21 protein-coding genes and 2 tRNA genes are annotated in these 24587 nt (G+C 54.2%); 8 read left to right on the top strand and 15 right to left on the bottom strand.

Annotation, left to right across the window (positions count from 1 at the left end):
* Positions 1-140 precede the first annotated feature (140 nt).
* The 4 genes from E6W33_RS21830 to E6W33_RS21845 all read left to right on the top strand — a co-directional run bounded on the left by E6W33_RS21830 (position 141) and on the right by E6W33_RS21845 (position 4858).
* Positions 141-1475 carry an amidase gene (locus tag E6W33_RS21830; RefSeq protein WP_247869737.1) on the top strand — a complete coding sequence of 445 codons (1335 nt, stop codon included), beginning with the start codon at positions 141-143 and terminating at the stop codon, positions 1473-1475.
* A gap of 78 nt (positions 1476-1553) precedes the next feature.
* A complete protein-coding gene (locus E6W33_RS21835; protein WP_136419486.1) occupies positions 1554-2279 on the top strand; it encodes a ParB/Srx family N-terminal domain-containing protein in 726 nt (241 codons plus the stop codon).
* Between the two features lie 217 nt (positions 2280-2496).
* Positions 2497-3750: a D-amino acid dehydrogenase gene (locus E6W33_RS21840; RefSeq protein ID WP_136419487.1), complete on the top strand. Its 1254-nt coding sequence runs from the start codon at positions 2497-2499 to the stop codon at positions 3748-3750.
* Positions 3743-4858, top strand: a complete 1116-nt coding sequence (locus E6W33_RS21845) for an NAD(P)/FAD-dependent oxidoreductase (protein ID WP_136419488.1) — start codon at positions 3743-3745, stop codon at positions 4856-4858. The genes E6W33_RS21840 and E6W33_RS21845 overlap by 8 nt, the downstream gene beginning before the upstream one ends.
* 54 nt (positions 4859-4912) lie before the next feature.
* Here the strand turns inward: E6W33_RS21845 and E6W33_RS21850 are convergent, their stop codons facing one another.
* Both E6W33_RS21850 and E6W33_RS21855 read right to left on the bottom strand, forming a co-directional pair.
* Positions 4913-5179 carry a DUF2249 domain-containing protein gene (locus E6W33_RS21850; RefSeq protein WP_136419489.1) on the bottom strand — a complete coding sequence of 89 codons (267 nt, stop codon included), beginning with the start codon at positions 5177-5179 and terminating at the stop codon, positions 4913-4915.
* A 67-nt stretch (positions 5180-5246) separates the two neighbouring features.
* Positions 5247-7523 carry a nitric-oxide reductase large subunit gene (locus tag E6W33_RS21855; protein WP_136419490.1) on the bottom strand — a complete coding sequence of 759 codons (2277 nt, stop codon included), beginning with the start codon at positions 7521-7523 and terminating at the stop codon, positions 5247-5249.
* Positions 7524-7739: 216 nt separating this feature from the next.
* On the opposite strand from E6W33_RS21855, the gene E6W33_RS21860 reads away from it, so the two are divergent.
* Positions 7740-9269, top strand: coding sequence for an NAD(P)H-hydrate dehydratase (locus E6W33_RS21860; protein ID WP_136419491.1), 1530 nt, complete (start codon positions 7740-7742; stop codon positions 9267-9269).
* A complete protein-coding gene (locus tag E6W33_RS21865; RefSeq protein ID WP_136419492.1) occupies positions 9244-10155 on the top strand; it encodes a DMT family transporter in 912 nt (303 codons plus the stop codon). The genes E6W33_RS21860 and E6W33_RS21865 overlap by 26 nt, the downstream gene beginning before the upstream one ends.
* Before the next feature lie 24 nt (positions 10156-10179).
* Here E6W33_RS21865 and E6W33_RS21870 read toward each other — a convergent pair whose 3' ends face one another.
* Complete coding sequence (locus E6W33_RS21870; RefSeq protein ID WP_136419493.1) at positions 10180-10863, bottom strand: ATP-binding cassette domain-containing protein; 684 nt, start codon at positions 10861-10863, stop codon at positions 10180-10182.
* Here E6W33_RS21870 and E6W33_RS21875 point away from each other — a divergent pair.
* Complete coding sequence (locus E6W33_RS21875; RefSeq protein ID WP_136419494.1) at positions 10862-11515, top strand: arylesterase; 654 nt, start codon at positions 10862-10864, stop codon at positions 11513-11515. The genes E6W33_RS21870 and E6W33_RS21875 overlap by 2 nt on opposite strands.
* A gap of 174 nt (positions 11516-11689) precedes the next feature.
* On the opposite strand, the gene E6W33_RS21880 is transcribed toward E6W33_RS21875, so the two are convergent.
* The 8 genes from E6W33_RS21880 to tig form a co-directional block, all read right to left on the bottom strand.
* Positions 11690-13621 (bottom strand): SurA N-terminal domain-containing protein, encoded by a 1932-nt coding sequence (locus tag E6W33_RS21880; RefSeq protein ID WP_136419495.1) that lies wholly within the window; start codon positions 13619-13621, stop codon positions 11690-11692.
* 146 nt (positions 13622-13767) lie between these two features.
* A tRNA-Asp gene (locus E6W33_RS21885) sits at positions 13768-13844 on the bottom strand.
* A 34-nt stretch (positions 13845-13878) separates the two neighbouring features.
* Positions 13879-13954 (bottom strand) — tRNA-Val (locus tag E6W33_RS21890).
* Between the two features lie 100 nt (positions 13955-14054).
* Positions 14055-14327 carry an HU family DNA-binding protein gene (locus tag E6W33_RS21895; RefSeq protein ID WP_136419496.1) on the bottom strand — a complete coding sequence of 91 codons (273 nt, stop codon included), beginning with the start codon at positions 14325-14327 and terminating at the stop codon, positions 14055-14057.
* Positions 14328-14586: 259 nt separating this feature from the next.
* Positions 14587-17007: an endopeptidase La gene (gene lon, locus E6W33_RS21900; RefSeq protein ID WP_136419497.1), complete on the bottom strand. Its 2421-nt coding sequence runs from the start codon at positions 17005-17007 to the stop codon at positions 14587-14589.
* A gap of 280 nt (positions 17008-17287) precedes the next feature.
* Positions 17288-18556, bottom strand: a complete 1269-nt coding sequence (gene clpX, locus E6W33_RS21905; protein WP_136419498.1) for an ATP-dependent Clp protease ATP-binding subunit ClpX — start codon at positions 18554-18556, stop codon at positions 17288-17290.
* A gap of 160 nt (positions 18557-18716) precedes the next feature.
* A complete protein-coding gene (gene clpP, locus E6W33_RS21910; RefSeq protein ID WP_136419499.1) occupies positions 18717-19343 on the bottom strand; it encodes an ATP-dependent Clp endopeptidase proteolytic subunit ClpP in 627 nt (208 codons plus the stop codon).
* A gap of 40 nt (positions 19344-19383) precedes the next feature.
* On the bottom strand, positions 19384-20733 hold the full coding sequence (gene tig / locus E6W33_RS21915) for a trigger factor (protein ID WP_136419500.1): 1350 nt from the start codon (positions 20731-20733) through the stop codon (positions 19384-19386).
* 324 nt (positions 20734-21057) lie between these two features.
* Between tig and E6W33_RS21920 the strand changes: the two genes are divergently transcribed.
* Positions 21058-22437, top strand: coding sequence for a site-specific integrase (locus E6W33_RS21920; RefSeq protein WP_136419501.1), 1380 nt, complete (start codon positions 21058-21060; stop codon positions 22435-22437).
* 50 nt (positions 22438-22487) lie between these two features.
* On the opposite strand, the gene E6W33_RS21925 is transcribed toward E6W33_RS21920, so the two are convergent.
* From E6W33_RS21925 to E6W33_RS21940, 4 genes are all read right to left on the bottom strand, one after another.
* Complete coding sequence (locus E6W33_RS21925) at positions 22488-22700, bottom strand: hypothetical protein (protein WP_136419502.1); 213 nt, start codon at positions 22698-22700, stop codon at positions 22488-22490.
* On the bottom strand, positions 22693-22965 hold the full coding sequence (locus E6W33_RS21930; RefSeq protein ID WP_136419503.1) for a hypothetical protein: 273 nt from the start codon (positions 22963-22965) through the stop codon (positions 22693-22695). Before E6W33_RS21930 ends, E6W33_RS21925 begins: the two co-directional genes overlap by 8 nt.
* Positions 22966-23143: 178 nt before the next feature.
* Positions 23144-23860 carry a hypothetical protein gene (locus E6W33_RS21935; RefSeq protein ID WP_136419504.1) on the bottom strand — a complete coding sequence of 239 codons (717 nt, stop codon included), beginning with the start codon at positions 23858-23860 and terminating at the stop codon, positions 23144-23146.
* 11 nt (positions 23861-23871) lie between these two features.
* On the bottom strand, positions 23872-24561 hold the full coding sequence (locus tag E6W33_RS21940; RefSeq protein WP_136419505.1) for a hypothetical protein: 690 nt from the start codon (positions 24559-24561) through the stop codon (positions 23872-23874).
* Between the last annotated feature and the right edge of the window lie 26 nt (positions 24562-24587).

A 24587-nucleotide genomic window follows, 5' to 3' on the forward strand; every position in this document is an offset into this window, starting at 1 on the left:
TATACCGCGACGCTGCTCCATGGCAGCTTGCCAATGTTCGCCCTCGATCGCCATCCGGCACACACTCGGACCGCTTTCACGCCCTGCCCTTCATGCGATACGGTTCGTTATGCTATTGTTCCGCTGCCCCGACATCCTTCATGAGCATTCAGAGCATGGTACCTCCCGTCACCCAACCGATCCTCGCGCTCGCCAGTCAATCACGTCGTGCGTTGGTCGACACCTGCCTGACCGAAGCAGCGAAATCTTCCTCGGTATTCACCACACTTTACCCGGATGCCGCGCGTGCTGCTGCATCATGTGCCGATGCCATGCGCAAGGCCGGCGTGGAGACTTCTCCGCTGGCCGGGCTGCCGATATCGCTGAAGGATCTGTACGACGTTGCTGGCGAGGCAACGCTTGCGGGATCGACCGTCCTCAAGGGCGCCGCTCCAGCCACATCCGACGCGCCGGCTGTAAAACGCTTGCGCATGGCAGGCGCCGCGATTATCGGCAAGACCAACATGACCGAATTCGCCTTTTCGGGTGTCGGCATCAACCCGCATTACGGTACACCGGCAAATCCGGCCGACACCGAGGTGGCACGAATTCCGGGCGGCTCGTCGTCCGGCGCAGCGGTCTCGGTGGCGGCCGGTCTATGCGTTGCCGCATTGGGATCGGATACCGGCGGGTCGATCCGGATTCCGGCCGCGCTCTGCGGCATCGTCGGATTCAAGCCCACTGCCCGCCGTGTTCCCACAACAGGGGCGCTGCCCTTGTCGACCACATTGGACACCGTATGCGCAATGACACGCTCGGTGGACGACTGCATCCTTGTCGATAGCGTTATTGCCGATCAGGCCTTGTCGGTTCCGTCTCTGCCGTCACGCGGCCTGCGCCTCGCGGTTCCCGGCACGCTCATGCTGGACGGGTTGGACCCGCATGTCGCAGCCTCTTTTTCGGCGGCTCTCACGCGCCTGTCGGCATCCGGTGCCAGCGTCATCGAAGCACCGTTCAGCATGCTGGCCGACGCGGCAGGACTGAACAGATTTTCCAGTGCCGAGGCGTTTGCATGGCACCGCTCCTTGCTGGCCGATCATGAATCCGAATACGATTTTCGCGTTGCCAAACGCATCAAGATGGGCGCGGGAATGAGTGCAGCCGACTATATCGATCTGCACCGCAGACGGCGCGATTGGATAACGAGCATGGAAGCAGCGCTGGCTCCTTACGATGCACTCATCATGCCGACCGTACCCATCGTCGCGCCGCCGATTGCGGATTTCGAATCATCCGAAGACGAGTTTTTCAGGGTGAATGGGCAATTGCTTCGCAACCCGTCCACGATCAACCTGCTCGATGGATGCGCAGTGTCCTTGCCTTGCCATGCGTCCGGCACCCTGCCAGTGGGATTGATGATCGCCGGTCCCGCGATGTCGGATAGCAGAATCCTCGCAGTTGCACGCGCAATCGAACACGCCTTGCACGGCGGTTGACAATCGCCGCTTCGCAAAAGGACAAGTTTCGAACGACCTCGGATAATTCCGCACCTGCATAGATTTCAACGCCGCGCCATGCATCGAATTTCAACCCCTCTGCTGATGGCGATGGCCACCTGCGTCGCCAGCAACGTTCTCGCCGAGCCTGTCTGCAGCCGAAGTATTCCCGTTGATGCCAAGTGTGAAATCGCGCTCTCCGCGCTGCATCCCACGCAGCCTGCTGTCGGCATGATTCCGGTGGAAGAACGCGCGGCGCGATTCAAGGGCGATACCGACTTTGTCCGCTACACGAGCAAGCGGCCAATGCCGGTGGTGCAAGCGCCCGATGGCACATTTTATTTGACCGATGGCCATCATCTGGCAAGCGTGCTCTGGCGCGTCGGCGCGGACAAGGTCATGGCCCAGGTCATCGGCCGCATCGACAATCCGGCGACTTTCTGGCAAGAGATGCAAGCGCGGCACTGGGTCTATTTGCATGATCCGAAAGGCAATCCGATTCCGCCGTCGGCACTCCCGCAGAGAATTGCCGACCTCGCCGACGATCCGTACCGCGCACTGGCGACCTATGCGCAGGCAGCCGAGTATTTCAAGCGCACGGACGCCTATTTCATGGAGTTCGAGTGGGCCAGGTATTTCGGCTCGCATATGGGCTGGCAGCCGATCGATCGCATGAACCTGCTGGCAGCTATCCAGACTGCGGAACAGTTGGCCTGCCAGCCGGCGGCGAAGGATCTTCCCGGTTATGCCGGCCCATGCAAACGAGACAAGACCGGCGCGCCCTCCCTCGGTGAACAGCAATAAGCATGTTGCGGGAAAGATGCGATCGTCGCTGAACCGTATACGGAAATCCCCACACTTCCCGCCAAGAAATTAAAATGGTGCCCTCGAACTAGAAATGTGTCCGGCGGTCTACGATTCCTTGCGTTAAGGAAGATGAGTTCGCCGTGCTTTCAACGTATCCTCTCGTTCACAGCACATCGCGTGCTGCAATGGCGTTCCAAAGTAATCAGGTAAATAAGTGACACAAAAACAAGTGGCTGTAATCGGTGGCGGCGTGGTGGGCGTCTGCACCGCCTATTTTCTGGCTGCGGCGGGGCATGACGTCTCCGTGATTGAACGTCATCACAATGTTGCACAGGAAGCCAGCTTCGCAAACGCCGGAATCGTTGCGCCGGGCCATGCCACACCTTGGGCCGCGCCCGGCATGCCAGCGAAAATCCTGTCACATCTGTTCAGCGCCGAAGCGCCGGTAATGCTGAAGCCGACGCTCGACCGCGCACTCTGGCGCTGGGTACGCCGCTGGCTCGATGAATGCGAATTGGATCGTTACAGGATCAACAAGAATCGCATGCAACGCGTTGCCTTTTACAGTCGCGATATCCTGCGCCAATTGCGCGAGCACTATCAACTCGAGTATGAACAGACTCAGGGCGTGCTGCAGTTGTTTCGCACCGAGAAGGACGCACAGATGGCCGAACCGGCCATTGCCGCACTCGCGGAGAACGACGTGCCGCACCGTCTGCTCGATCCCGAAGGCGTACGTGCCATCGAGCCCGCAATCGCGGCGGATACGTCGTTGGCAGGCGGCCTGTATCTGCCGCAGGACGAAGCAGGCAACTGCCCGCTGTTTGCCAAGCGCATGAAACAAATCGCCGCTTCAATCGGCGTTCAGTTTCACTTCACAAGCGTCGTGCATGCCATCGAGCCGGAAAACGGGGGCGTCGCCTTGCAGATTGACGGTGGAAAATATAATGCCGACGCGGTAGTGCTCGCAGCGGGTGTCGATAGTGTTCAATTGCTCAAGCAGCTTGGCATTCAACTACCGATCTATCCGGTGAAAGGTTATTCGGCGACTGCGCTCATCAAGAATTTCGATCAGGCGCCGCAGGCCGCAGTCCTCGATGAAACCTACAATGCAGCGATCACCCGCATGGGCGGCCGCATTCGCGTGGCCGGCACCGCCGACTTTGCCTCGCGACCGGACGAGCAGCTCGAACGTGCATTGCGCACACTGATTAAAGTCGGTAACGACTGGTTTCCGGATGCCGCCAATTACGCACAGGCTACCTTCTGGACTGGCGCGAGCGCGATGCTGCCGGATGGTGCGCCCCTGCTCGGCGCCACTCCTGTTCGCAATGTCTACCTGAACGTGGGCCACGGATCATCCGGATGGGCCATGGCGGCAGGCGCCGGGAAGGTGCTGGCTGACATCATCTCCGGATACGCTCCGGATATCGACATGGATGGATTGACGCTGGCACGCTATGGATAAGCTCGACTGTGTGGTGATTGGCGCCGGAGCCGTCGGACTGGCGGTTGCAAGATCCCTCGCGATGGCTGGGCGCACGGTTTTCATCCTTGAGAAGCATCTCGCGATCGGCATGGAGACAAGCTCACGCAACAGTGAGGTGATTCATGCCGGGATCTACTATCCGACCGGTAGTCTGAAAGCGCGCTTGTGCGTTGCAGGCCGCGACGCACTGTATGCGTACTGCAATGAGCGCGCCATTCCCCATCGACGCTGCGGCAAACTGATTGTCGCCACCTCCGAGGCGCAAAGCGCCAGGCTCGCTACTCTGCACTCCCAGGCGCATGCGAACGGATGCAATGAAGTCAGCTTTCTCTCGGGACCGGAGGCTATGACGCTTGAGCCGGACTTGTCATGCGTTGCTGCCTTGTCCTCGCCGAATACCGGCATCATCGATAGTCATGCATACATGCTCGCATTGCATGGGGACGCGGAAAACGCGGGCGCCATGATTGCTTTCGGAAGCGAGGTCACGTCCGGTGCCGCGACCGAATCCGGCATCGTATTGCAAGTGACTTCGATCGACGGCACGCAAAGTGAGCTCCAGGCGCAGACCGTCGTGAATTGCGGCGGCCTGTGGGCTCCCCATATTGCCAGGCACATCGCAGGCCTGCAGAAGGAAAGCATTCCCGCCGCCTATTTTGCCAAGGGCAATTACTACTCGCTCGCGGGCAAGGCACCGTTTTCCCGGTTGGTCTATCCCGTGCCCGAACCGGGCGGACTCGGTGTGCATCTGACGCTGGACCTTGGCGCACAGGCGCGCTTCGGGCCCGATGTCGAATGGCTGGAAAACGTCGACGGCAACATTGATTACACCGTCGATCCACGGCGCGCGGAGCGTTTTTACCACGAGATCCGCGCGTATTGGCCCCACCTACCTGACGCATCCCTGCAACCCGCCTACTCAGGCGTACGACCAAAGATCAGCGGACCCGGCGCGCCGGCCGCGGATTTTCTGTTTGCCGCGCACGGCAGCGCACATTATCTCGGCTTGTACGGCATCGAATCGCCCGGCCTGACCGCATCGCTTGCGATTGCAGAATACGCAGCCAGTCTCATCGCGCAAAAATGAAAACGGGCATGCCGGGTTTCCCCGCGCATGCCCGAATCCCCGGCAAAACAGCGATCAGCCTGCGGTCACCAGGAAGTCGATCACGATTTCGCCCGGCTCGCGCTGCACGTAAGAAATCTTGACGCGCGGTCCGAAATAACCGTTGATCTGTGCCAGCAGCGGCAAGGGATCATGGTCGTTGCAGAAGCGCATCGTCTCGCCGGGCTCCAGCGCGTCAAGTGCGCCGAAGATCGCGGCATGGCGAAAACGCTTTGCGATGCCACGCGCATCAAACGGGTAGACGCCTTCGGAAACCATCGGACGGGAACAATCGTGTGCCATGTGAAAACTCCTTGTGTGAAATGAATTTGCCGAAGGGGCAATGCACCCCTTCAGCCTTTTACTGCAATCAAGCCCTGAACGCCTGCGTCACAGGAATGGTCTGACCTGCCTTGCTCTTGCCTTTCAACAGACGCAGCGCAAACAGCATCAGGAACACGGTGCCGGCGGCGAATACGATATCGCCAGGTACACGCAGCCATACCAGCGTCTCCATCAGCGGCGAATGCACCACTTCAGGCGAACGTGCATACCACATGCCGCGTGAAATGCTTGCCCAGGCCTGATAGATGCCAGCCGGGGTCAGCGACATGAACACCATCATCGCCAGGCCGATGTTGAGCAGCCAGAATGCCGGCTTCAGAAGGTTGTCAGCCCATGCCGCACGATCCGACAGCCCGCGCAGGCAGAACAGCATCAGGCCGATACCGAGCATGCCGTACACACCAAACAGCGCTGCATGGCCATGACTTGCCGTCATGTTCAGACCTTGCATGTAGTACAGCGAGATCGGCGGATTGATCGAGAAGCCAAGCAGGCCCGCGCCGATGGTATTCCAGAAGCCGACGGCGATGAAGTAAAGGATCGCCCACTTGTACGTCTGGACCCACGGAGCAACCTTCAGGCGCTGGTAGTTGCGATAGCCTTCAACACCCATCATGGTCAGCGGGACGACTTCTAGTGCCGAGAACATGGCACCCAGCGCGATCACAGAAGTCGGCGTACCGGTGAAGTACAGATGGTGCAAGGTACCCAGGATGCCGCCGAACAGGAACACGATGGTTTCCAGCACGATCGCCGTGTTCGCGGTTGATGCCCGGATCAGGCCAAGACGCGAGAACAGCAAGGCAATGACAGCCGTTGCAAACACTTCGAAGAAGCCTTCCACCCACAGGTGGACCAGCCACCAGCGCCAGTACTCGATCATCGAGTAATGGGTATGACTGCCCCAGGTCAGCGAGGTCGTGTAGAACAATCCGATGCAGGTGGCCGACAGGAATACCATGGACACCAGGCCACGGCTTTCCGACGGACGCTTGAGCGCAGGCATCAACGCGCGGCCCATCAGGAACAGCCAGATCATCAGGCCGACGAACAGCAGGATCTGCCACACGCGCCCCATGCTGGTGAATTCCAGCCCCTGATTGCCGATCCAGAAGCTGAATTCCGTGCCTGCATGCTGCAGGCTGCCCAGCCAGCCGGTCACGGTCGAGCCGACAACGATGAAAATCAAGGCCCAGAACAGCACATCAACGCCCAGTTTCTGGAACTTCGGCTCATGTCCGGACAGCGCGGGCGAAATGTAAAGACCCGTAGCCAGCCACGCCGTAGCGATCCACAACACGGCAAACTGCGTGTGAATCGTGCGGCTGATCTTGAACGGCAGGATATCGCCCAGCGGCAAGCCGAAGAAGCTTGTACCCTCCACGGAATAGTGCGCAGTGATTACGCCCATCGCGACCTGGGCAAGGATCAGGCCGATGACGACGAAGAAGTACTTCTTGGTGGCCTTCATCGAAGGCGTCGCTTTCAGGTCGAACAAGGGATCGGCCTTCGGCGGCGTCGGATCGCCCTCTTCGCCGTGCGTGCTATGGAACAGCACCATCGCGGCAATCGCGGCAATCAGCAGGACCACACTGGCGACCGACCAGATGCCGGTGCCGGCTGTCGGCGTATTGCCGATCAGAGGTTCATGCGGCCAGTTGCTCGTATAGCTCAGGTTTTCTTCTCCCGGGCGATCGGTTGCTGCCGACCACGACGACCAGAAAAAGAATGCTGCCAGCGCCTGACGATCCGCTGCTTCCGGCAAGGAGCCCGGCGTCATTGCATATTGCTCGCGCAGTTTGTTCAGCGAAGCTTCGTCGCCGAACAAGCCGATATAGTGCTGCGCCACTTGCTCAATGGCGGCGGCGCGCTCCGGCGACACGGTAATCGTGCCGGTCTGCGCATCGTAGGTATTGCGCCGCATTTCTTCCTTGAGCAAGCCGGTCAATTGCGCCTGCTGCGGAGCGGGCAGTTGGTCGAACGACTTGCCGAAATCGCGTTGCGCCCAGACGTCACGCAGCGCCACGGCTTCACGGTGTAGCCAGTCGGCGGACCAGTCCGGAGCAACGTAGCTGCCGTGCCCCCATACAGATCCAAGTTGCTGGCCGCCGGCCGAGAGCCACGCCTGCTGCCCTCGATCAACCTGCCCCTCCGAGAAAATGAGCTTTCCTTTCGTGCTGACGACTTGTTTCGGTATCGGCGGTGCCTTGACATAGATTTCAGTCCCGACCCAGCCTAGTACGGCAAAGGAAAGGACACAGATAACAGCCAGCCAAGTCCAGAGTCTTTTTGATGCGTGCATGGCAACAATCCTCCTGCAGGTTGGTATTGATACGCGTTAGTGGAAATTTTGAACTTAAGATTCATTTTAAATCCATCTTTTAAATGATGCAAACGAAATGTATGTTTTGGTGCAAACCGGGGAATCGTGCGCCTCGCACCGATACGTCAGATGGCATAAAATCAAGACACCTGTGAATTCCGCCCCCCCCTCACACAACTCCATGGACCTTCCACCATGCCTTCCCCGACAGCGATCTACTCTGTAGCGGAGATCCGTTCCATTGAACAGGCTGCGATGGCCGCGCTACCGCCGGGCACGCTGATGCAACGCGCCGGACTGGCAGCCGCCCGTCTGGCAATGACCATGATTCCGGAGCCGCATCGCGCGGCGACGGTACTGATACTGGCCGGTCCGGGAAACAATGGCGGCGACGCGCTGGAAGTTGCGCATCTGCTGGCAGACGCAGGCGTGGAGGTGGTGGTCATGTTGTGCGCGCCTGGCGCTTCTCACACGACCGATGCGCAACAGGCTCTGGAACGCGCCAGGCATAGTGCAGTGCAGTTCATCGAGGCGGATGTGACATCGCTTGATCAATCAAGCTGGCACCTCGTCGTCGACGGCCTGTTCGGGATCGGGCTGACAAAGCCGATAACCGGCGAGCTGCGGAGATTGGTCGAAGCAGTCAATGCCTTGCCCTGCCCCATTCTTGCACTCGATGTCCCCAGCGGGCTGGACGCGGACACGGGGAGTATTGTCGGCGATGAGGGCATCGCCATCCGAGCCAGCCATACAATCACCTTCATCGCAGACAAGCCCGGCTTGCATACGCAGTACGGAAGAGACGTCGCGGGCGAGGTTCAGGTCGCCGATCTGGAAATCGACCACGGCCATTATCGCGAATCGCATACACACCTGAATTCCGTCGAAGCGTTTTCAAGCTTTCTTCAACGGCGTCCCCACAATTCCCACAAAGGCAGCTACGGCGATGTGATCATTCTCGGTGGCGCGCACGGCATGGCGGGCGCCGCAATACTCGCTGCCAGGACGGCCGCAAAATGCGGCGCCGGACGCGTGTTCGCGGCGTTTCTCGCCGAGCCCCCCTTGTACGACAGCGGACAGCCGGATTTGATGTGCCGCGCTGCGAGCGAAATCGATTTGTCATCCGCCACAATCGTCGCCGGCCCAGGCCTCGGCATGTCGCGCCAAGCACATGACCTCCTGGCCAAGGCGTTGCACACACCGCAGCCATTGGTGCTCGATGCCGATGCGCTGAATCTCATCGCGGCCGAGGCCGGGCTACAGCAAATACTCTCGCAGCGCCGCGCAGCGACCTTGATGACGCCGCATCCCCTCGAAGCGGCACGACTGCTTCAACAGACAACCCAAGAAATTCAGGCCGACCGCCTGTCGTCCGCACGGCGACTTGCCCGGCAATTCAACGCCACAGTCATATTGAAGGGCACAGGTAGCGTCGTCGCCAGAGCCGACGGAGAAGTCATGATCAACACCACCGGCAATCCCGCGTTGGCGACCGCTGGCACCGGGGACGTCCTTGCGGGAATCTGCGGTGCATTGTTGGCGCAGCATTTTCCTGCCTGGAACGGCGCGCTTGCTGCTTGCTGGCTGCATGGGATGGCAGCCGACAATCTCGTCAACGAGGAAGTCGGCCCTATCGGGCTCACCGCCACCGAGCTGATTCACTCTGTACGCATTCTCCTGAACCGACTGACCGAACAGCATGCGCCACGTCACACCGCGCGCTAGTCTCTGGCTCGGCATCGCCTTTCTGGTATCCGGACAATGGACCTTGTCCTTGCTCGACACAGCCGGCAAGCTGTTGGTGCAGGCGGGTTATCACGTGGTGATGATCTCGTGGATGCGTTATACGATCAATACGCTCTTCATGGCCGTCACGCTCGCGCCCTATTACCACAAGCGTTATGGGAAAAGCATCCTCCACGCACGGCAGCCCGGCCTGCAGATATTCCGTGCAGCGCTGCTGCTCTTATCGACGATCGTATTTTTTTCGGTGCTCAAGATCGTTCCGCTGGCCGAAGGAACGGCGATGAATTTTTGTGCCCCGCTGATTGTTCTGGCGACCTCGCCCTGGTTGCTCAAGGAAAAGGCTTACCCTTCGCGCTGGGTCGCCGTTGCAATTGGCTTTTGCGGAATGCTGATCGTCATTCGACCCGGAGGCAGTATTGTTCCGGCCGGCGTCATGCTCGGGATTGCATCAGCGCTTGTCTTTGCCTTGGTCGTGGTATTGACCCGCAAGATAAACCAGTCCGATCACCCGATGGTGACCTTGTTCTATGGCGGCGTGGTGGGCATGGCCCTTAGCAGCCTGATAGTGCCTTTCTTCTGGTCTTCTCACATGCCCAGCCCGCGCGAATGGCTGATTCTGGCATCGACCGGTGTCACGAGCACAATCGGCCACTTTTTTGTCAACAGCGCCTACAAGCATGCCGAAGCATCGCTGCTAGCGCCATTCGCCTACTTGCAAATCATCTCGGCTACCACGATGGGTTGGCTCGTGTTCAATCAACTGCCCGACAGCCTGACTGCACTCGGCATCGCGGTCATCTGTGCCAGCGGCATGGGCATCGGCTATATCGAACATCGTCGGACCCACCCTGGTGGAACTGAATGAATTCGCTTCTGCGGCAGCCTTGGCTCAACGCAAGCGCCCCGCTGCGATCGTAATCGTCCGACCGCAGCGCGCTGCGATCAGCGGATCGTGCGTGACAAGCACCAACGTGGATCCGCGCTCCTCGTTCAGTTCGAACATCAGCTTGATCACCGCCTCACCCGTGGCGGCGTCAAGACTTCCGGTGGGCTCGTCTGCAAATAGAAGCGGAGGTTCCGTGACGAAGGCGCGAGCCAGCGCAACACGCTGCTGCTCACCGCCGGACAGAAATTTCGGATAGTGTCGCAAGCGGCTGGAAAGGCCAACTCGCCCAAGCATTGCCTCCGCCTTCTCCCTGGCGTCTTCATCGCGCCGCAATTCCAGCGGCAACATGACATTCTCCACTGCCGTCAGGTGCGCGAGCAATTGAAACGACTGGAACACGAATCCGAGCTTTGCTTGCCGCAGTACGGCACGCTGATCCTCGCTCAAGGCAAAGATATCGACGCCGTCGAGCTTGACAGTTCCATCGGACGGCACATCCAGCCCGGCGAGCAGCCCGAGCAAAGTCGACTTGCCGGATCCGGATGCGCCGACGATCGCCAACGTCTCTCCCGCCCGCACTGTAAAATCGATATCACTCAAAATGGTCAACTCACCCGTTGCATCCGCAACGCGCTTGCTCAGGTGGACTACTTCAATAGCGGCAGAAATCGAGGAAGGCTCAGGCATGCAGAATTATTGGAAGAAATATGGAAAAGAGATGCGCCTGTTCAGGTCGGTGTTGGCACTCTTGCTCGTCTCCTATGCAACGTGCGCCTATTCTGCATCAAAAACCGTGCTTGTGCTCGGAGACAGTCTCTCGGCGGAGTATGGCATTGCGCGCAGCACCGGCTGGGTCGCATTGCTTGGGAAGCGCCTGCAAGCCGACAAAATCGACGCAAACATTATCAACGCAAGCATCAGCGGCGAAACGACAAGCGGAGGGAAGGCGCGTCTGCCCGCGCTGCTCGAACAACATCATCCAGATGTCCTGATCCTGGAACTGGGCGGTAACGACGGCCTGCGCGGCTTGCCTCTCGCCAGCACGGAAGCGAATCTCCGAGCCATGATCAAGGACGCACAGAAAGCGAAAGCGAGGGTTCTTCTGGTCGGCATGCAGATTCCTCCGAATTACGGGCGCGACTATGCCGAGAAATTCTTCGGGCTGTACGCAAAGCTTTCCAGGGAAACGAAAGTTTCACTTGCCCCTTTCCTGCTCGATGGCGTCGCCGACTCGCCACAACTGCTTCAGCCCGACCGGATTCACCCACTCGCAGAAGCAGAGCCGATCATGCTCAACAACATCTGGCCACACCTGAAACCACTGCTGACATCGAAATAGTGCGGTCGGAAAATTCTGTGGCCCACGAGCGAACATGTATGCCGTTGCCTCCGACCAGGGCGCCGCAAGAATCCGCACGTTGAATCGAGCCCGATCCATGCTGGATACTGAAAAAAGCCCGAAAGAAAAAAGCCGCTCATTGAGCGGCTTTTTTCGTGCGGTCATCAGACGCAGCTATTTCTTCTCATTCGCCTCAGCGTCGCCCTTCTCGACGATCGGCTTGGTTACCTGCACCTTCGCCTTCTTCTTCAATACTTCAAGATAAGCCAGCGTTTCCTGCTGAGCCAACGCATTGGCAACTTGTTGTTGCTCCGCCTGACGACGCGCGGAATCGGGAGTGGCAGGCTGTGCAATCCTGTTGATCCGGAACACGCTATACCCCTGACCCGGCACTTCCACTCCGACATAGCTCGGCAGCTTGGATACATCGGCCTTCATCACCGCGCCAAGTGCAACGGCGTTCAAGCTCGCATTCTTCACGCGCGATACCGTCTTCGCTTCCGAAAAACTGCCTGCGTCACCGCCTGACTTCAATGCCGCAAGTTTGGCTTCCCCAGCCTTCCTGGCGAGATTTTCCGCCTCCGCCTGCGTGACGCGTTCGCGGATGACGCCCTTGACCTCTTCAAACGGGCGTTTGGTCACAGGCTTGTATTCAATCACATGTCCGGCAATCAGTGTGTTCGGTGCGACTTCAATCGCATCTGTATTGCGTTTGTTCTTGATGGCATCGTCTGCAAACAACGCTGCCAGAAACTTCGGCTGATTGAATGGCGCGTTCGGCGAGGCCGCCGGATTCGGTACGCGTGTCAGGTCGCTTGCTGTTTCGATCTTCAGCTTCAGCTTTTCCGCAACCGGCTTCAGACTCTCCGACTGCTCATACACCGTGTTGGTGAACTGCTCCGCCATTTCCGTGAATTTCTTGGCTGCCAGCTGCTTCTTGATGTCCGCAGCGATCTGGCCTTTCACCTCATCGAGACTCTTCGCAGCCGCCGGCTTGACCGCCGTCAGTTGAATAATGTGGTAGCCAAAGTCCGACTCAACAACATCGCTGATCTCACCCTGCTTCAGCTTGAAGACAACATCCTCGAACGGCTTGACCATCATTCCTCGACCGAAGAAATCGAGATCGCCGCCGCGCTCTGCCGATCCGGGATCCTGCGAGTACTCTTTTGCCAGCTTGGCAAAATCGCCCGGATTCTTGCGAACTTGCGCGAGCAGTTTTTCGGCCTTTTCCCTGGCAGCAGTCTTCGCAGCAGCCGACGCATTCTTGTCCGCCTTGATCAGGATGTGGCTCGCGCGGCGCTGTTCCTCCTCGGTGTACCGCTTCGCATTCTGCTCGTAGTAGGACTTGATATCTGCGTCGCTGACAGAAATCTGTGAAGCGACCGCGTCGCTGTTCAACACAACGTACTCGGCCTTGACCTGCTCGGGAATTTCAAACTGGCTGCCGTTCTTCTCGTAATAGGCTTTCAGCATCTCGTCCGTAACCTTGGTCTGCGCGGCAAAGTCTGAGGCCTTGAACAGCATTTCCTGCACTTCGCGCTCTTGATCATTCAGATCGGACAAGCGGCCAGCCACGGTCTTCGGCGCAAATGCGGTTGACTGAACCGCAGCATTGACTTGCTGCAGCGTCAGGTCATGACGCAGGCGTGCCTCGTACATCGCGGGCGTCATGCCTTGTGCGGCAAGCAGCGACTTGTAGCGTTCCACATCAAACTTGCCGTCGGCGCCGGTCAGGCCAGGCACTGCAAGGATCGTTTGCTGCAAGGTCTGATCGCTGACCGAAAGGAGATTGCGGGACGCTTCCGCTTCCATCACGCGCTGCGCGATCAAGCCTTCAAGAATGTTTTTTCTGGCTTCGGGCGTATCGAGCATTTTGGGATCGAACTTCCCCCCGAACATCTGGCGAAAGCGCTCCATCTGCTCGCGCTGGGCTGCATCAAACTCTTGCTGGGTGATTGAGCGGCCCGCCACTTTCGCAATTGAATTGTCGCCTTCGCGAAATCGCGAGTAGCCCTCAATCCCGAAGAACGTGAACGAAGGCAGGATTAACAGCATCAGCAGCAATTGCATCAAGCGCTGGTGCGTGCGAATAAATTCAAACATGGTCAATCACAGTTCCACAGATACGAAAACGCAGACCCAACGCGACACAAGTTGCAATGCACGGATTGTGAGCGTCGGCTGCAACCGAAGCAAAAGCGCCACCACATATGAAAAAAGGCGAACTCACGTTCGCCTTTTTCGTTTTTTGGCGGAGTGGACGGGACTCGAACCCGCGACCCCCGGCGTGACAGGCCGGTATTCTAACCGACTGAACTACCACTCCTGAAACTTCTGCTGCATCATAAGTCTGGCTGCTCTGGTGGGTGCTGAGAGGCTCGAACTCCCGACCTACGCCTTGTAAGGGCGCCGCTCTACCAACTGAGCTAAGCACCCTGTTCCACACTTAGTCAGCCAAACTCTTCAGGCGTTTGTCACCACGCCCTGAAAAAACAAAATTATATAGCATCTTTTATTGAGATGCACTATCTAATCACTAGTTGACGGCATCCTTGAGTGCTTTACCCGGACGGAACTTGGGTACCTTGGCCGCCTTGATCTTGATAGCATCGCCGGTGCGGGGATTGCGACCGGTACGTGCGGCGCGCTTGCCTACGGAGAAAGTGCCGAAGCCCACCAGGGTAACGCTTCCATTCTTCTTCAACGTGGTCTTGACTGCGCCGATCAACGCATCAAGTGCGCGAGTAGCTGCTGCTTTGGAAATGTCTGCTGTTCCGGCAATGTGATCAATTAGTTCGGTCTTATTCACTGACGCCCCCTCAAAAAAGTTGGATTCTGCGAAGCTTGCTTATTGCTCTTCTTGGTAGCACAAGCGACACAAAATGCAGAGAAGAAATTTTCTGCAGCCCGTATTAAACAAGTCGCAAAGCCTTGTGTCAAGCGGTTTCCCGGCCCGTCGGCTATTCGCAATCAACTTTTACAAATTAAATCCTTCGCATATTTTCATGTCTCGACGGAAATAAAAAAGCGCTCCGCAGAGCGCTTTTTCAGCCTGCGATTTGCTGCGTTTAATGTTTCACGACATTGGGATCGGTCTGACCCGTTGCCTGCGCAACTGCAGTATCAACCGGCGTATCAACATCCGTCAGTGCAACGGGGTGACGCTCCAGAGCGACTTCCAATACCTTGTCGATCCAACGAACCGGCACGATCTCAAGCTTGTTCTTCACGTTGTCAGGAATGTCCGCAAGGTCCTTCACATTCTGTTCAGGGATCAGCACGGTCTTGATACCGCCGCGATGCGCCGCCAGCAGTTTTTCCTTCAAGCCGCCGATCGGCAGCACTTCGCCTCGCAAGGTGATTTCACCGGTCATCGCAACGTCCGCGCGAACGGGAATCCCGGTCAACACCGAAACCAGCGCCGTCGTCATCGCAATGCCTGCGGATGGACCATCCTTCGGCGTCGCGCCTTCCGGCACGTGAATATGTATATCGCTCTTTCCAAACAACTCGCTCTTGATGCCGAGGCGTTTTGCGCGGCTGCGCACCACGGTGCGTGCCGCCTCAATCGACTCTTTCATCACGTCGCCGAGCGTACCGGTGCGGATGATGTCACCCTTGCCAGGCATCGTCATCGCCTCGATCGTCAGCAAGTCGCCGCCGACCTCGGTCCACGCCAATCCGACTACCTGCCCGACCTGGTTCTCTTTCTCGGCCATGCCGAAATCGTAGCGACGAACGCCGAGGAACTTGTCCAAGTTCTTCGCGCTGACAGTTATCTTGCGCTCTTTGTCCTGCTTCTTCAGCAGCAGCATCTTCACAACCTTGCGGCAGATCTTGGAGATCTCGCGCTCGAGAGAGCGGACACCGGCCTCGCGTGTGTAGTAGCGAATGATGTCGCGAATCGCGGACTCTGACACCGCGATTTCGTCGTCTTTCAATCCATTGTTGGAGATCTGCTTCGGCAGCAGATAACGCTGCGCGATGTTGGTTTTCTCATCTTCTGTGTAGCCTGAGAGACGAATAACCTCCATGCGATCCAGCAGTGCCGGCGGAATGTTGTACGAGTTCGAAGTGGCGACAAACATCACGTCGGACAAGTCGAAATCAACTTCAACGTAATGATCCGAGAACGTATGGTTCTGTTCCGGATCGAGCACCTCAAGCAGAGCGGAAGCCGGATCGCCACGGAAATCCTGGCCAAGCTTGTCCACTTCGTCGAGCAGGAAGAGCGGATTGCGCACGCCGGTCTTCGCAAGGCTCTGCAGAATCTTTCCGGGCATTGAACCGATATAAGTCCGACGATGGCCGCGGATTTCCGCTTCATCGCGCACGCCGCCGAGCGCCATGCGCACGAACTTGCGATTGGTCGCGCGTGCAATCGATTGACCAAGCGAGGTCTTGCCGACACCAGGAGGCCCAACGAGGCAAAGAATGGGGGCCTTCACCTTGTCGACGCGCTGTTGCACGGCGAGATATTCCAGAATGCGTTCCTTCACCTTATCGAGGCCGTAATGATCGCCTTCGAGCACTTTCTCCGCATTCGTCAGGTCGTTATTGATCTTGGACTTCTTCCTCCAAGGCAGGCTCAAGAGCGTGTCGATATAGTTGCGCACGACCGTTGCTTCAGCAGACATCGGCGACATCAGCTTGAGCTTTTTCAATTCGGACTGAGCCTTCTCGCGCGCCTCCTTCGGCATGCGCGCGGCAACGATCTTCTTCTCGAGCTCTTCGAGATCCGCGCCCTCTTCGCCTTCGCCAAGTTCCTTCTGAATGGCTTTGACCTGCTCGTTCAGGTAATACTCGCGCTGCGACTTTTCCATCTGACGCTTGACGCGGCCGCGGATGCGCTTCTCTACCTGAAGGATATCGAGCTCAGCCTCGAGTTGCCCGAGCAAGTGCTCGTGGCGCTTCGCGACGTTGAAGATTTCAAGAATGATCTGTTTTTGCTCAAGCTTCAACGGGAGGTGCGCTGCTATGGTGTCTGCTAGGCGGCCTGCGTCATCGATCCCTGCTAACGACGTAAGAATTTCCGGCGGAATTTTCTTGTTCAGTTTGACGTATTGATCAAATTGCTGAACGATCGCGCGGCGCATTGCTTCCACTTCCGATTCATCGCCCGGCTCGGATTCGATTGGGGTCAGTTCCGCAATGAAGTGCGTCTCCAGTTCGCTGATGTGATGAATGCGTGCTCGTTGTGCGCCTTCCACCAGGACTTTGACGGTGCCGTCCGGCAGCTTCAACATCTGGAGGATATTGGCGACACAGCCAATTTCATAAATGTCGTCGGCCGATGGTTCGTCCTTGGCTGCTGCTTTCTGGGCGGCGAGCATAATGCTCTTGCCTTGTTCCATCGCTGCTTCGAGAGCCTTGATCGACTTGGGGCGGCCAACGAAAAGCGGGATCACCATATGCGGGAAGACAACAACGTCCCGCAACGGCAATAGCGGCAGTTGGGTGTGTTCAGTTAGTGTTGTAGAAGTCGTCATGGCGAACCTTATTTAAGAGCTTGTTAATGATGTAGGCACGGCAGCCTAAAACTCAAGTCCAAGCAGCAACAAAAATCACTCCTCTTCAAAATACGTAATAAAAAAAGCCACACACGAAGTCGCCCTCGGGTGGCTTTGCGATGGTTACCTGAAGTGATTCCCGTATTTCAAATTGTACTGCTTCTAGGAAAAGAGCGGACTCGACAGGACAGCCATCTGACACATTTGCAGGCCTGGGGCGGTATCGCTTTCGCATCGTCCGCATCTTGAATACAGTTATCTACTTTGCTCCGGATACCTTTGGCTGCTCGTGATAAATCAACAAAGGCTTCGCTCCATTCAGGATGGTATTTTCATCAATTACCACCTTTGCGACATTTTGCTGGTTCGGCAACTCAAACATTACCTCCAGCAAAGCATGCTCAAGAATAGAGCGCAACCCACGTGCACCAGTCTTGCGTTCAAGGGCTTTTTTCGCAATTGCGTGCAATGCTGCTGGCCGAACTTCCAATTCTGCCCCTTCCATCTGCAGCAGCTTTGCATACTGCTTAATGAGAGCATTCTTGGGTTCAAGCAATATTTGGATTAGAGCTTCCTCGTTTAGTTCACTGAGGGTGGCAACAACCGGCAGACGGCCGACAAGCTCCGGAATCAAACCAAACTTGATCAAATCTTCCGGCTCTGCATCCAGCAGCATTTCACTTGCATTGCGCTCCTGCTGGCTCTTGACGCTCGCGGAAAAACCGATCCCACTCTTCTCCGAACGATTGGAAATGATCTTGGCAAGCCCGTCAAAAGCACCGCCGCAGATGAACATGATGTTGGTGGTGTCGATCTGCACGAAATCCTGATTGGGATGCTTGCGCCCGCCTTGCGGAGGTACCGACGCCATCGTGCCCTCGATCAGCTTCAGAAGCGCCTGCTGCACGCCTTCGCCCGAGACGTCACGCGTGATGGACGGGTTATCCGACTTGCGCGAAATCTTGTCGATCTCGTCGATATAGACGATGCCCTTTTGCGCCTTCTCGACTTCGTAGTTGCAGTTCTGCAAAAGTTTCTGAATGATGTTCTCGACGTCTTCACCCACATAGCCCGCTTCGGTTAACGTGGTGGCATCCGCAATAACGAAGGGCACATTGAGCATGCGCGCCAGGGTTTGCGCCAGCAGGGTCTTGCCGGAACCGGTTGGGCCAATCAGCAAAATATTGCTCTTGGCCAATTCAACATCGTCTTTCTTGCCGAGATGCTTCAGGCGCTTGTAGTGATTGTAAACAGCCACTGACAGGATGCGTTTTGCAGTTTCCTGGCCAATGACATACTGTCCGAGCAGCTCGAAGATTTCCTGCGGCGTAGGCAGATCCGACTTGGGTCCAGCAACAGATTCAATACTGGATGCCTCGTCACGAATGATGTCATTGCAGAGGTCGATGCATTCGTCACAAATGAATACGGACGGACCCGCGATGAGCTTCTTTACCTCGTGTTGGCTCTTACCGCAGAAGGAGCAGTAAAGCAATTTTTCGCCGCTGGAGGATTTTTTGTCAGACATAGAGCAATGTGTGGATGGAGATTGATCCGATATTACCTGCGAATTCCGAATTCGTCACGACGCCGCTCAAGAAATTGGGCAAACTGACAAAAATTCGTCGCCATAAAACAAAACGCCCGAACGGGCCTGCGTCCGGGCGTTTTCCGATTGGATAACCGTCTCAGACGCGGGTGGTCAGCACCTTGTCAATCATGCCATACTCTGCCGCTTCGGCAGCAGACATGAAATTATCTCTGTCTGTATCCTTGCTGATTTGTTCCACGGTTTTGCCGGTTTTTTCAGCAAGAATGTGGTTCAGCCGGTCTCGCAGATACAGGATCTCGCGCGCCTGGATTTCGATATCCGTTGCCTGGCCTTGTGCACCACCCAAAGGCTGATGAATCATGATACGCGAATTCGGTAAAGAGAAACGCTTGCCCTTCGCGCCTGCGGCCAGCAAGAAGGCGCCCATCGAAGCGGCCAACCCGGTGCACAGTGTCGAAACGTCCGGCTTGATGAACTGCATGGTGTCATAGATTGCCATTCCTGCAGACACCGAACCGCCCGGCGAGTTGATATAGAGCGAAATATCCTTGTCCGGATTTTCGCTTTCCAGGAACAGCATCTGCGCAACGATCAGATTTGCGGTCTGATCGGTGACCGGGCCGACCAGAAAAATAACGCGTTCCTTCAACAGGCGCGAGTAGATATCGTACGCGCGCTCGCCGCGGCCGCTCTGTTCAATCACTATCGGCACCATACCGAGCATTTCGGTATCAAGCGCTGAATTTTTCATCATGCGTGACATGTGCTTTCCTCATGGAGTGCGCACCGGCCGATCAAGCTGATCAGGCCTGCGCGTTGTTGCCCATCAATTCGTCGAATGCGACCGGCTTTTCAGCTACCTTTGCCTTGCCCAGCACGTAGTTAACGACGTTTTCTTCCAAAACAAGGGCTTCCACTTCCGCCAGGCGACGACGGTCGCTGTAGTAGAACTTGAGCACTTGCTGCGGATCTTCGTAGCTCTGCGCGAATTCTTCAACCTGACTCTTCACCTGCTCGGGCGTTGCATCCAGCTTGTTGGCCTTGACGACTTCAGCGAGGATCAATCCGAGGCGCACGCGACGTTCAGCCTGCGCCGTGAACAGCTCCGGCGGGAACGGCATGTCGTTGACCTTCATACCGCGTTGCGCCATGTCCTGGCGAGCCATTTCAATCAAGCGCTCAACATCCTGGTCGACCAGCGCCTTCGGCACGTCCAGTTCCGAAGCCTTGATCAAGGCGTTCATCACGCTGTCCTTGGTCTTCGACTTGACGCGGCCGTTCACTTCGCGTTCCAGGTTGACCTTGATATCTTCGCGCATCTTTTGCAGATCGCCATCTGCGATTCCCAGCGACTTGGCGAACTCCGCATCCACCTCCGGCAGATGCGCCCATTCGATCTTCTTCATGGTGATCGTGAACTCGGCGGTTTTGCCAGCTACATCCTTGCCATGGTAATCAGCGGGGAAATTGAGCGGGAAAGTCTTCGACTCGCCAACCTTCAGACCAATTGCAGCATTTTCGAACTCCGACAGCATGCGGCCTTCGCCGAGAACGAACGGATAGTCTTCCGCCTTGCCACCCTGGAATTCGACACCGTCGATCTTGCCGACGAAGTCGACGGTGACGCGGTCGCCGTTCTGTGCGGTTTGATCGGCACCGCCATCGCCATGCGCACCCTGCTCGCCTTTGACGTGGTAGTGCACACGCTGTTTGCGCAAGATGTCGATGGTCTTGTCGATTTCTGCGTCGGTAACCTGACTTGTGACCTTCTCAACCTCAACCTGGGACAGATCGCCAATCTTCACTTCCGGGTAGACTTCGAAGGTTGCATCGAAGGCGACAACGCCTTCGGGAGCTCCGTCGCCGGACTTCGGCTCGATCTTCGGGTAACCGGCTACCTTGAGGTTGTTTTCGCTGGCTGCCTCGTTGAACGCGCGTCCTACCTTGTCGTTCAGCACTTCGGTCTCGACCTGGTAACCATACTGCTGGGCGACCATTTTCATCGGGACCTTGCCCGGGCGGAAACCCGGAGCCTTTGCGCTACGGGCGCGAATCTTCAAGCGCTTTTCAACTTCTGCCTGTACATCCGCCAGCGGCACGGTAATGGTGATGCGGCGCTCGAGTTTGTCCAAAGTTTCGACTGCAGTTGCCATGTGAATCGTCCAAAAAATTAACTATTTTGTGGTGCGAGGAGGGGGACTCGAACCCCCACACCATTGCTGGCGTCAGGACCTAAACCAAAAGTGTTGAAAAATATAGTAGATGAAAAATCCCTTATTTTTCAACGGCTTACATCACATTTCCCAATTTTTCAAACCATTTTCCCAGACAAAATACCAAACTGGGACTAAAATTTGCCAATGGGACAAGTGGTGTAAACAGGTTCAGGGAGTCCCCTGACTCGTCGGCTCCCAAACTCCCTTCAGGGTTCAGTTTGGGAAAAGCTCGCAATTTTAACACATGATACCTAACGCACAATGGCAAACATAGCAAACCGATCACCTTGGCTCGTCACCTGCCCTGGATTGCCCGACAGCAAGATCCGGCTCAAGTCCAAAGCCCAAGCCTACCTTGACGGTCTCAAGAACCCATCAGCCAAGATGGTGCAGCTAGAGACAGCCTTTGAAGTTCAGATCAAGTTGAAAGACAAGCTTGGCAATGTGGTCCAGGACAGCAAAACCTGTAGCACTAAAGCTGAAGCCGAAGCATGGGCTAAAAAACGAGAAGATGAAATTCTTGCCTATAAAAAAACAAACGGTCACTTTGACATAGGCTATGAAACCATCTCGCTTGAAGAAGCGCTAAATAAATTAATGGAAGAACACTATAAGGGGAAATCTTCATACGAAGAGAATTCTTATCGTGTGCCTCACATTGTTCAATTTTTTGGCAAGAAAAAACTATTAAAAGATGTAACAACAAGAGATTGCCTGGACTACCGAAAATATTTAGAGACTGAAAAATATTCAGCCTCAAGCATCCGAAATTATTTTGTCGTGATTAATGTATTGTTCAAGCATGCCGTTAGCGAATGGCTCTACGCCATTCCTAACCCTGCGGCCGGCATCAAGTTGCCAAAGGTTTCCAATGCTGTGCAAAGATATTGGAAGGAAGAAGAAGAAAGAAAACTGGTTCTTGAAGCGGTTAAAAAATACCGTCCAAACATTTTAGATGCTGTTGAACTAGCCTTGCTGGTGTCGTTTCGCAAAGGTGAACTTGTCCCGAAAACGCTACTTGAGAAGCATGATGGGACAGGCTTGATGTGGGAAGGTGTCAATTTTAAAAATAATACGATCACCCTCTTCCAAGAAAAAAACGATCACAAGAAAAGAAATACAGAATACAAAGGTCGCACGGTTCCCATGCCCAAGAGAGCAAGGGAAATTCTTTTACGAAGGTATGAGGAAAGCCCAACTAAGAAAGGCAGGGTTTTTGAGTTTTCGGGAAATACTCTTTACCATGCTTTTAAATGGTGCTGCCGAAAGATTGGCATTGAAGACTTGAATGTGCATTCTTTGCGGAAGATTGCAACAGTAGATTTAGGGCACAAGGTTCAAAATGTTTTGCAACTGTCAAAAATGACAGGACATAAAAGCCTGCAAGTTCTAAATGATCGCTACTACAATCCTAGCATTGAAGAATTACAATCCCTATTGGTGGAAATTGACACCAATAATCCCATCTTAAAATGTATTTTAATTCTAGAAAAGCATGTTGGAAAAACAAATGCTCAGGAATTTTTGAAGTTTGTTCGCGAAGCTCCAATCAATGAACCAATAGATGAAAGCGAAGACTTATACGAGCAATTAAAATTAATTTCGGACAGCCTTGAGGAAGCTGAGGCTGAAGAAATCTAACCTCCAAAAAAACTAAAGCCCCGATGATGGGGCTTTTTTTATATCTTCAATCATGATGGCTTCTCAGTCATTCGCTCAAATACAAATTGGTTTATAAAATTTAGCTTGCCAATTTCCGTGAACATCTGCCCTTCTTTTTGAAGTCTTCTTATCTCCTTCCTGGCTTCAAGCTTTAACTTCTTCTTCGTATCAAGAAATGCTTGCACCTTATCAAAGGTATTTTTTTGCGGGCTTCGCATTGCCTCCATTTTTGTTTTATGCATTTTTAACGATCCTCATTCTTCTTTCAATCATCGCAAGCGACAAGGTCGTATTTGCCAACAACAAAATCTCTTTATAGTGCTGCTCGTTGTCACACTTTGATTTATCAATTAAAAGCTTATTAATGACAGGCACAGTATCAAGACATTTTGCAAACTGCTCATCCGTTTGATTGGCAAAATCAGCAGCAAGCATTGATTCAATAGTTATGAAATTATTTCCAAAATTATTCTTTTTAAACTGCGCTGGCGTAAAATTCTTTTTCATGTATATTTCCTTTTCTAATTATATAAATATTAGCATAAATTAATTTAAAAGGCCACCAATTATTGACATCAAATTTTAATTTTGCTACTTAATATATAAAGTTAATTTCAGCGGCCAGGCGATATGGACTCAACGACTTAAACAAGCCTCCTTACGGGGGCTTTTTTTATGTATTTAATTATGAAAACAACTTCATGAAACATAAACCACACATAACAACCGATCCACCTAATAAGAAATAAGCAAAGTTATGAAGCTTGTTCACGACAATCTTCTTGTTTTCAAATTCATTGTAGTAAGCCTTCTTCCTGAAATCGGAAAAATTTAGCTCACAAATTGACCTTAAAATCTTGTGTGTTTTTTCTTCAAATTCCTTGGTTTCCTTCGTAATGCTGTTGTCGCCTTTATTCCTGATTTCATTGCCCTGAACACTGACACGCTTTGCTTGATTCAATACACTCTCCAAGAGTTGAATAACTTCATCGTGCTTTGCAAGTGTCTTATTTTTAGCTTCCAATGATTCGCTTTTAAAATTTTCGTCAATGTCTGAACAAACATTTTTCACGGCATATGAGAAATCGTTCTCAACGCCCTGGATGAGCTTTTTATTCTTCACCAAGGCATCATTCATTAGCTCGTTAATCAGCATGATTTCGGCTATGTATAGAGCCTTCATCTTCATTGATGATGTGGCGAGTTGGGATAGTTCAGGAAGCGAATTCAGCCCCCTGCTTCCGAAAAGTTCGTTCACCACGCTTGCACCAAACACCTTTTCAAGCTCGTCCTTAACACCCTTGGAAAGCTGAATAGCCTGGTCGTTGCCAATGTGGTTGATTGACTCGTTCAATTTTGAGTGAATGATTTCTTCAATTTGCTTTGCATTTTCTAGTTTCATATATCTATCCATTAAAATAAGTGTTTAAGTGACATACCCATCAGGAACAAAGAAACACCGGCAATAACAAATAGATATTTGAACCCATCAAGTATTTTCTTATTCCTTTTATCCTGCTCCCTGTCAAGAAATTCCTCAAGATGCTCATCAAGATTCTTCTTAAAGCTCTTCTCCACCTGTCCATAGATATTTTTGGCTATCTTTAATTGCGCAGAATCCGAATCAATTAAAAGGTTTTCAGCCTTCTTCACAACATCAAGAATTTCTCCTTGCAGCCTTTTTATTTCCGCAATTTTTTTATCTAGGTCGGTATTGTTTGCGGAACCAAGTGACTGCCTTATATCCTCTGTGGCGCCACGGCTTTTTTCAATAATGCTAGACAATAAATTGTTATATTCCTTTTTCAAGCCTTCAAGATTATTTGCAATGATTTCTTTGGTTGCTTTGTCCAGAACCACGGCATGAAAATTCCTGGCTTTTATGATTTTCTGATTGATATTGAAAATTTTTAATTCATCGTCATCAAGTCTTCTTTTCGCCAAAGCATCAATGAATTCCGTGCCGCGCTCATCGGAAAAATCTTTTAAATTCTCTCCTGTGAATTCAATGTTACTTTTCTTTTCTGGACTCATCACACCATCAAACAAATCAAATTCGTTTTCAAAATCAAAATTGCTTTCATCGTTTGCTTCGTCGTTCATTTTCTTCCTCTCTTTTTATACTTATA

This window comes from Herbaspirillum sp. ST 5-3 (assembly GCF_004804275.1).
GTDB lineage: Bacteria > Pseudomonadota > Gammaproteobacteria > Burkholderiales > Burkholderiaceae_D > Noviherbaspirillum.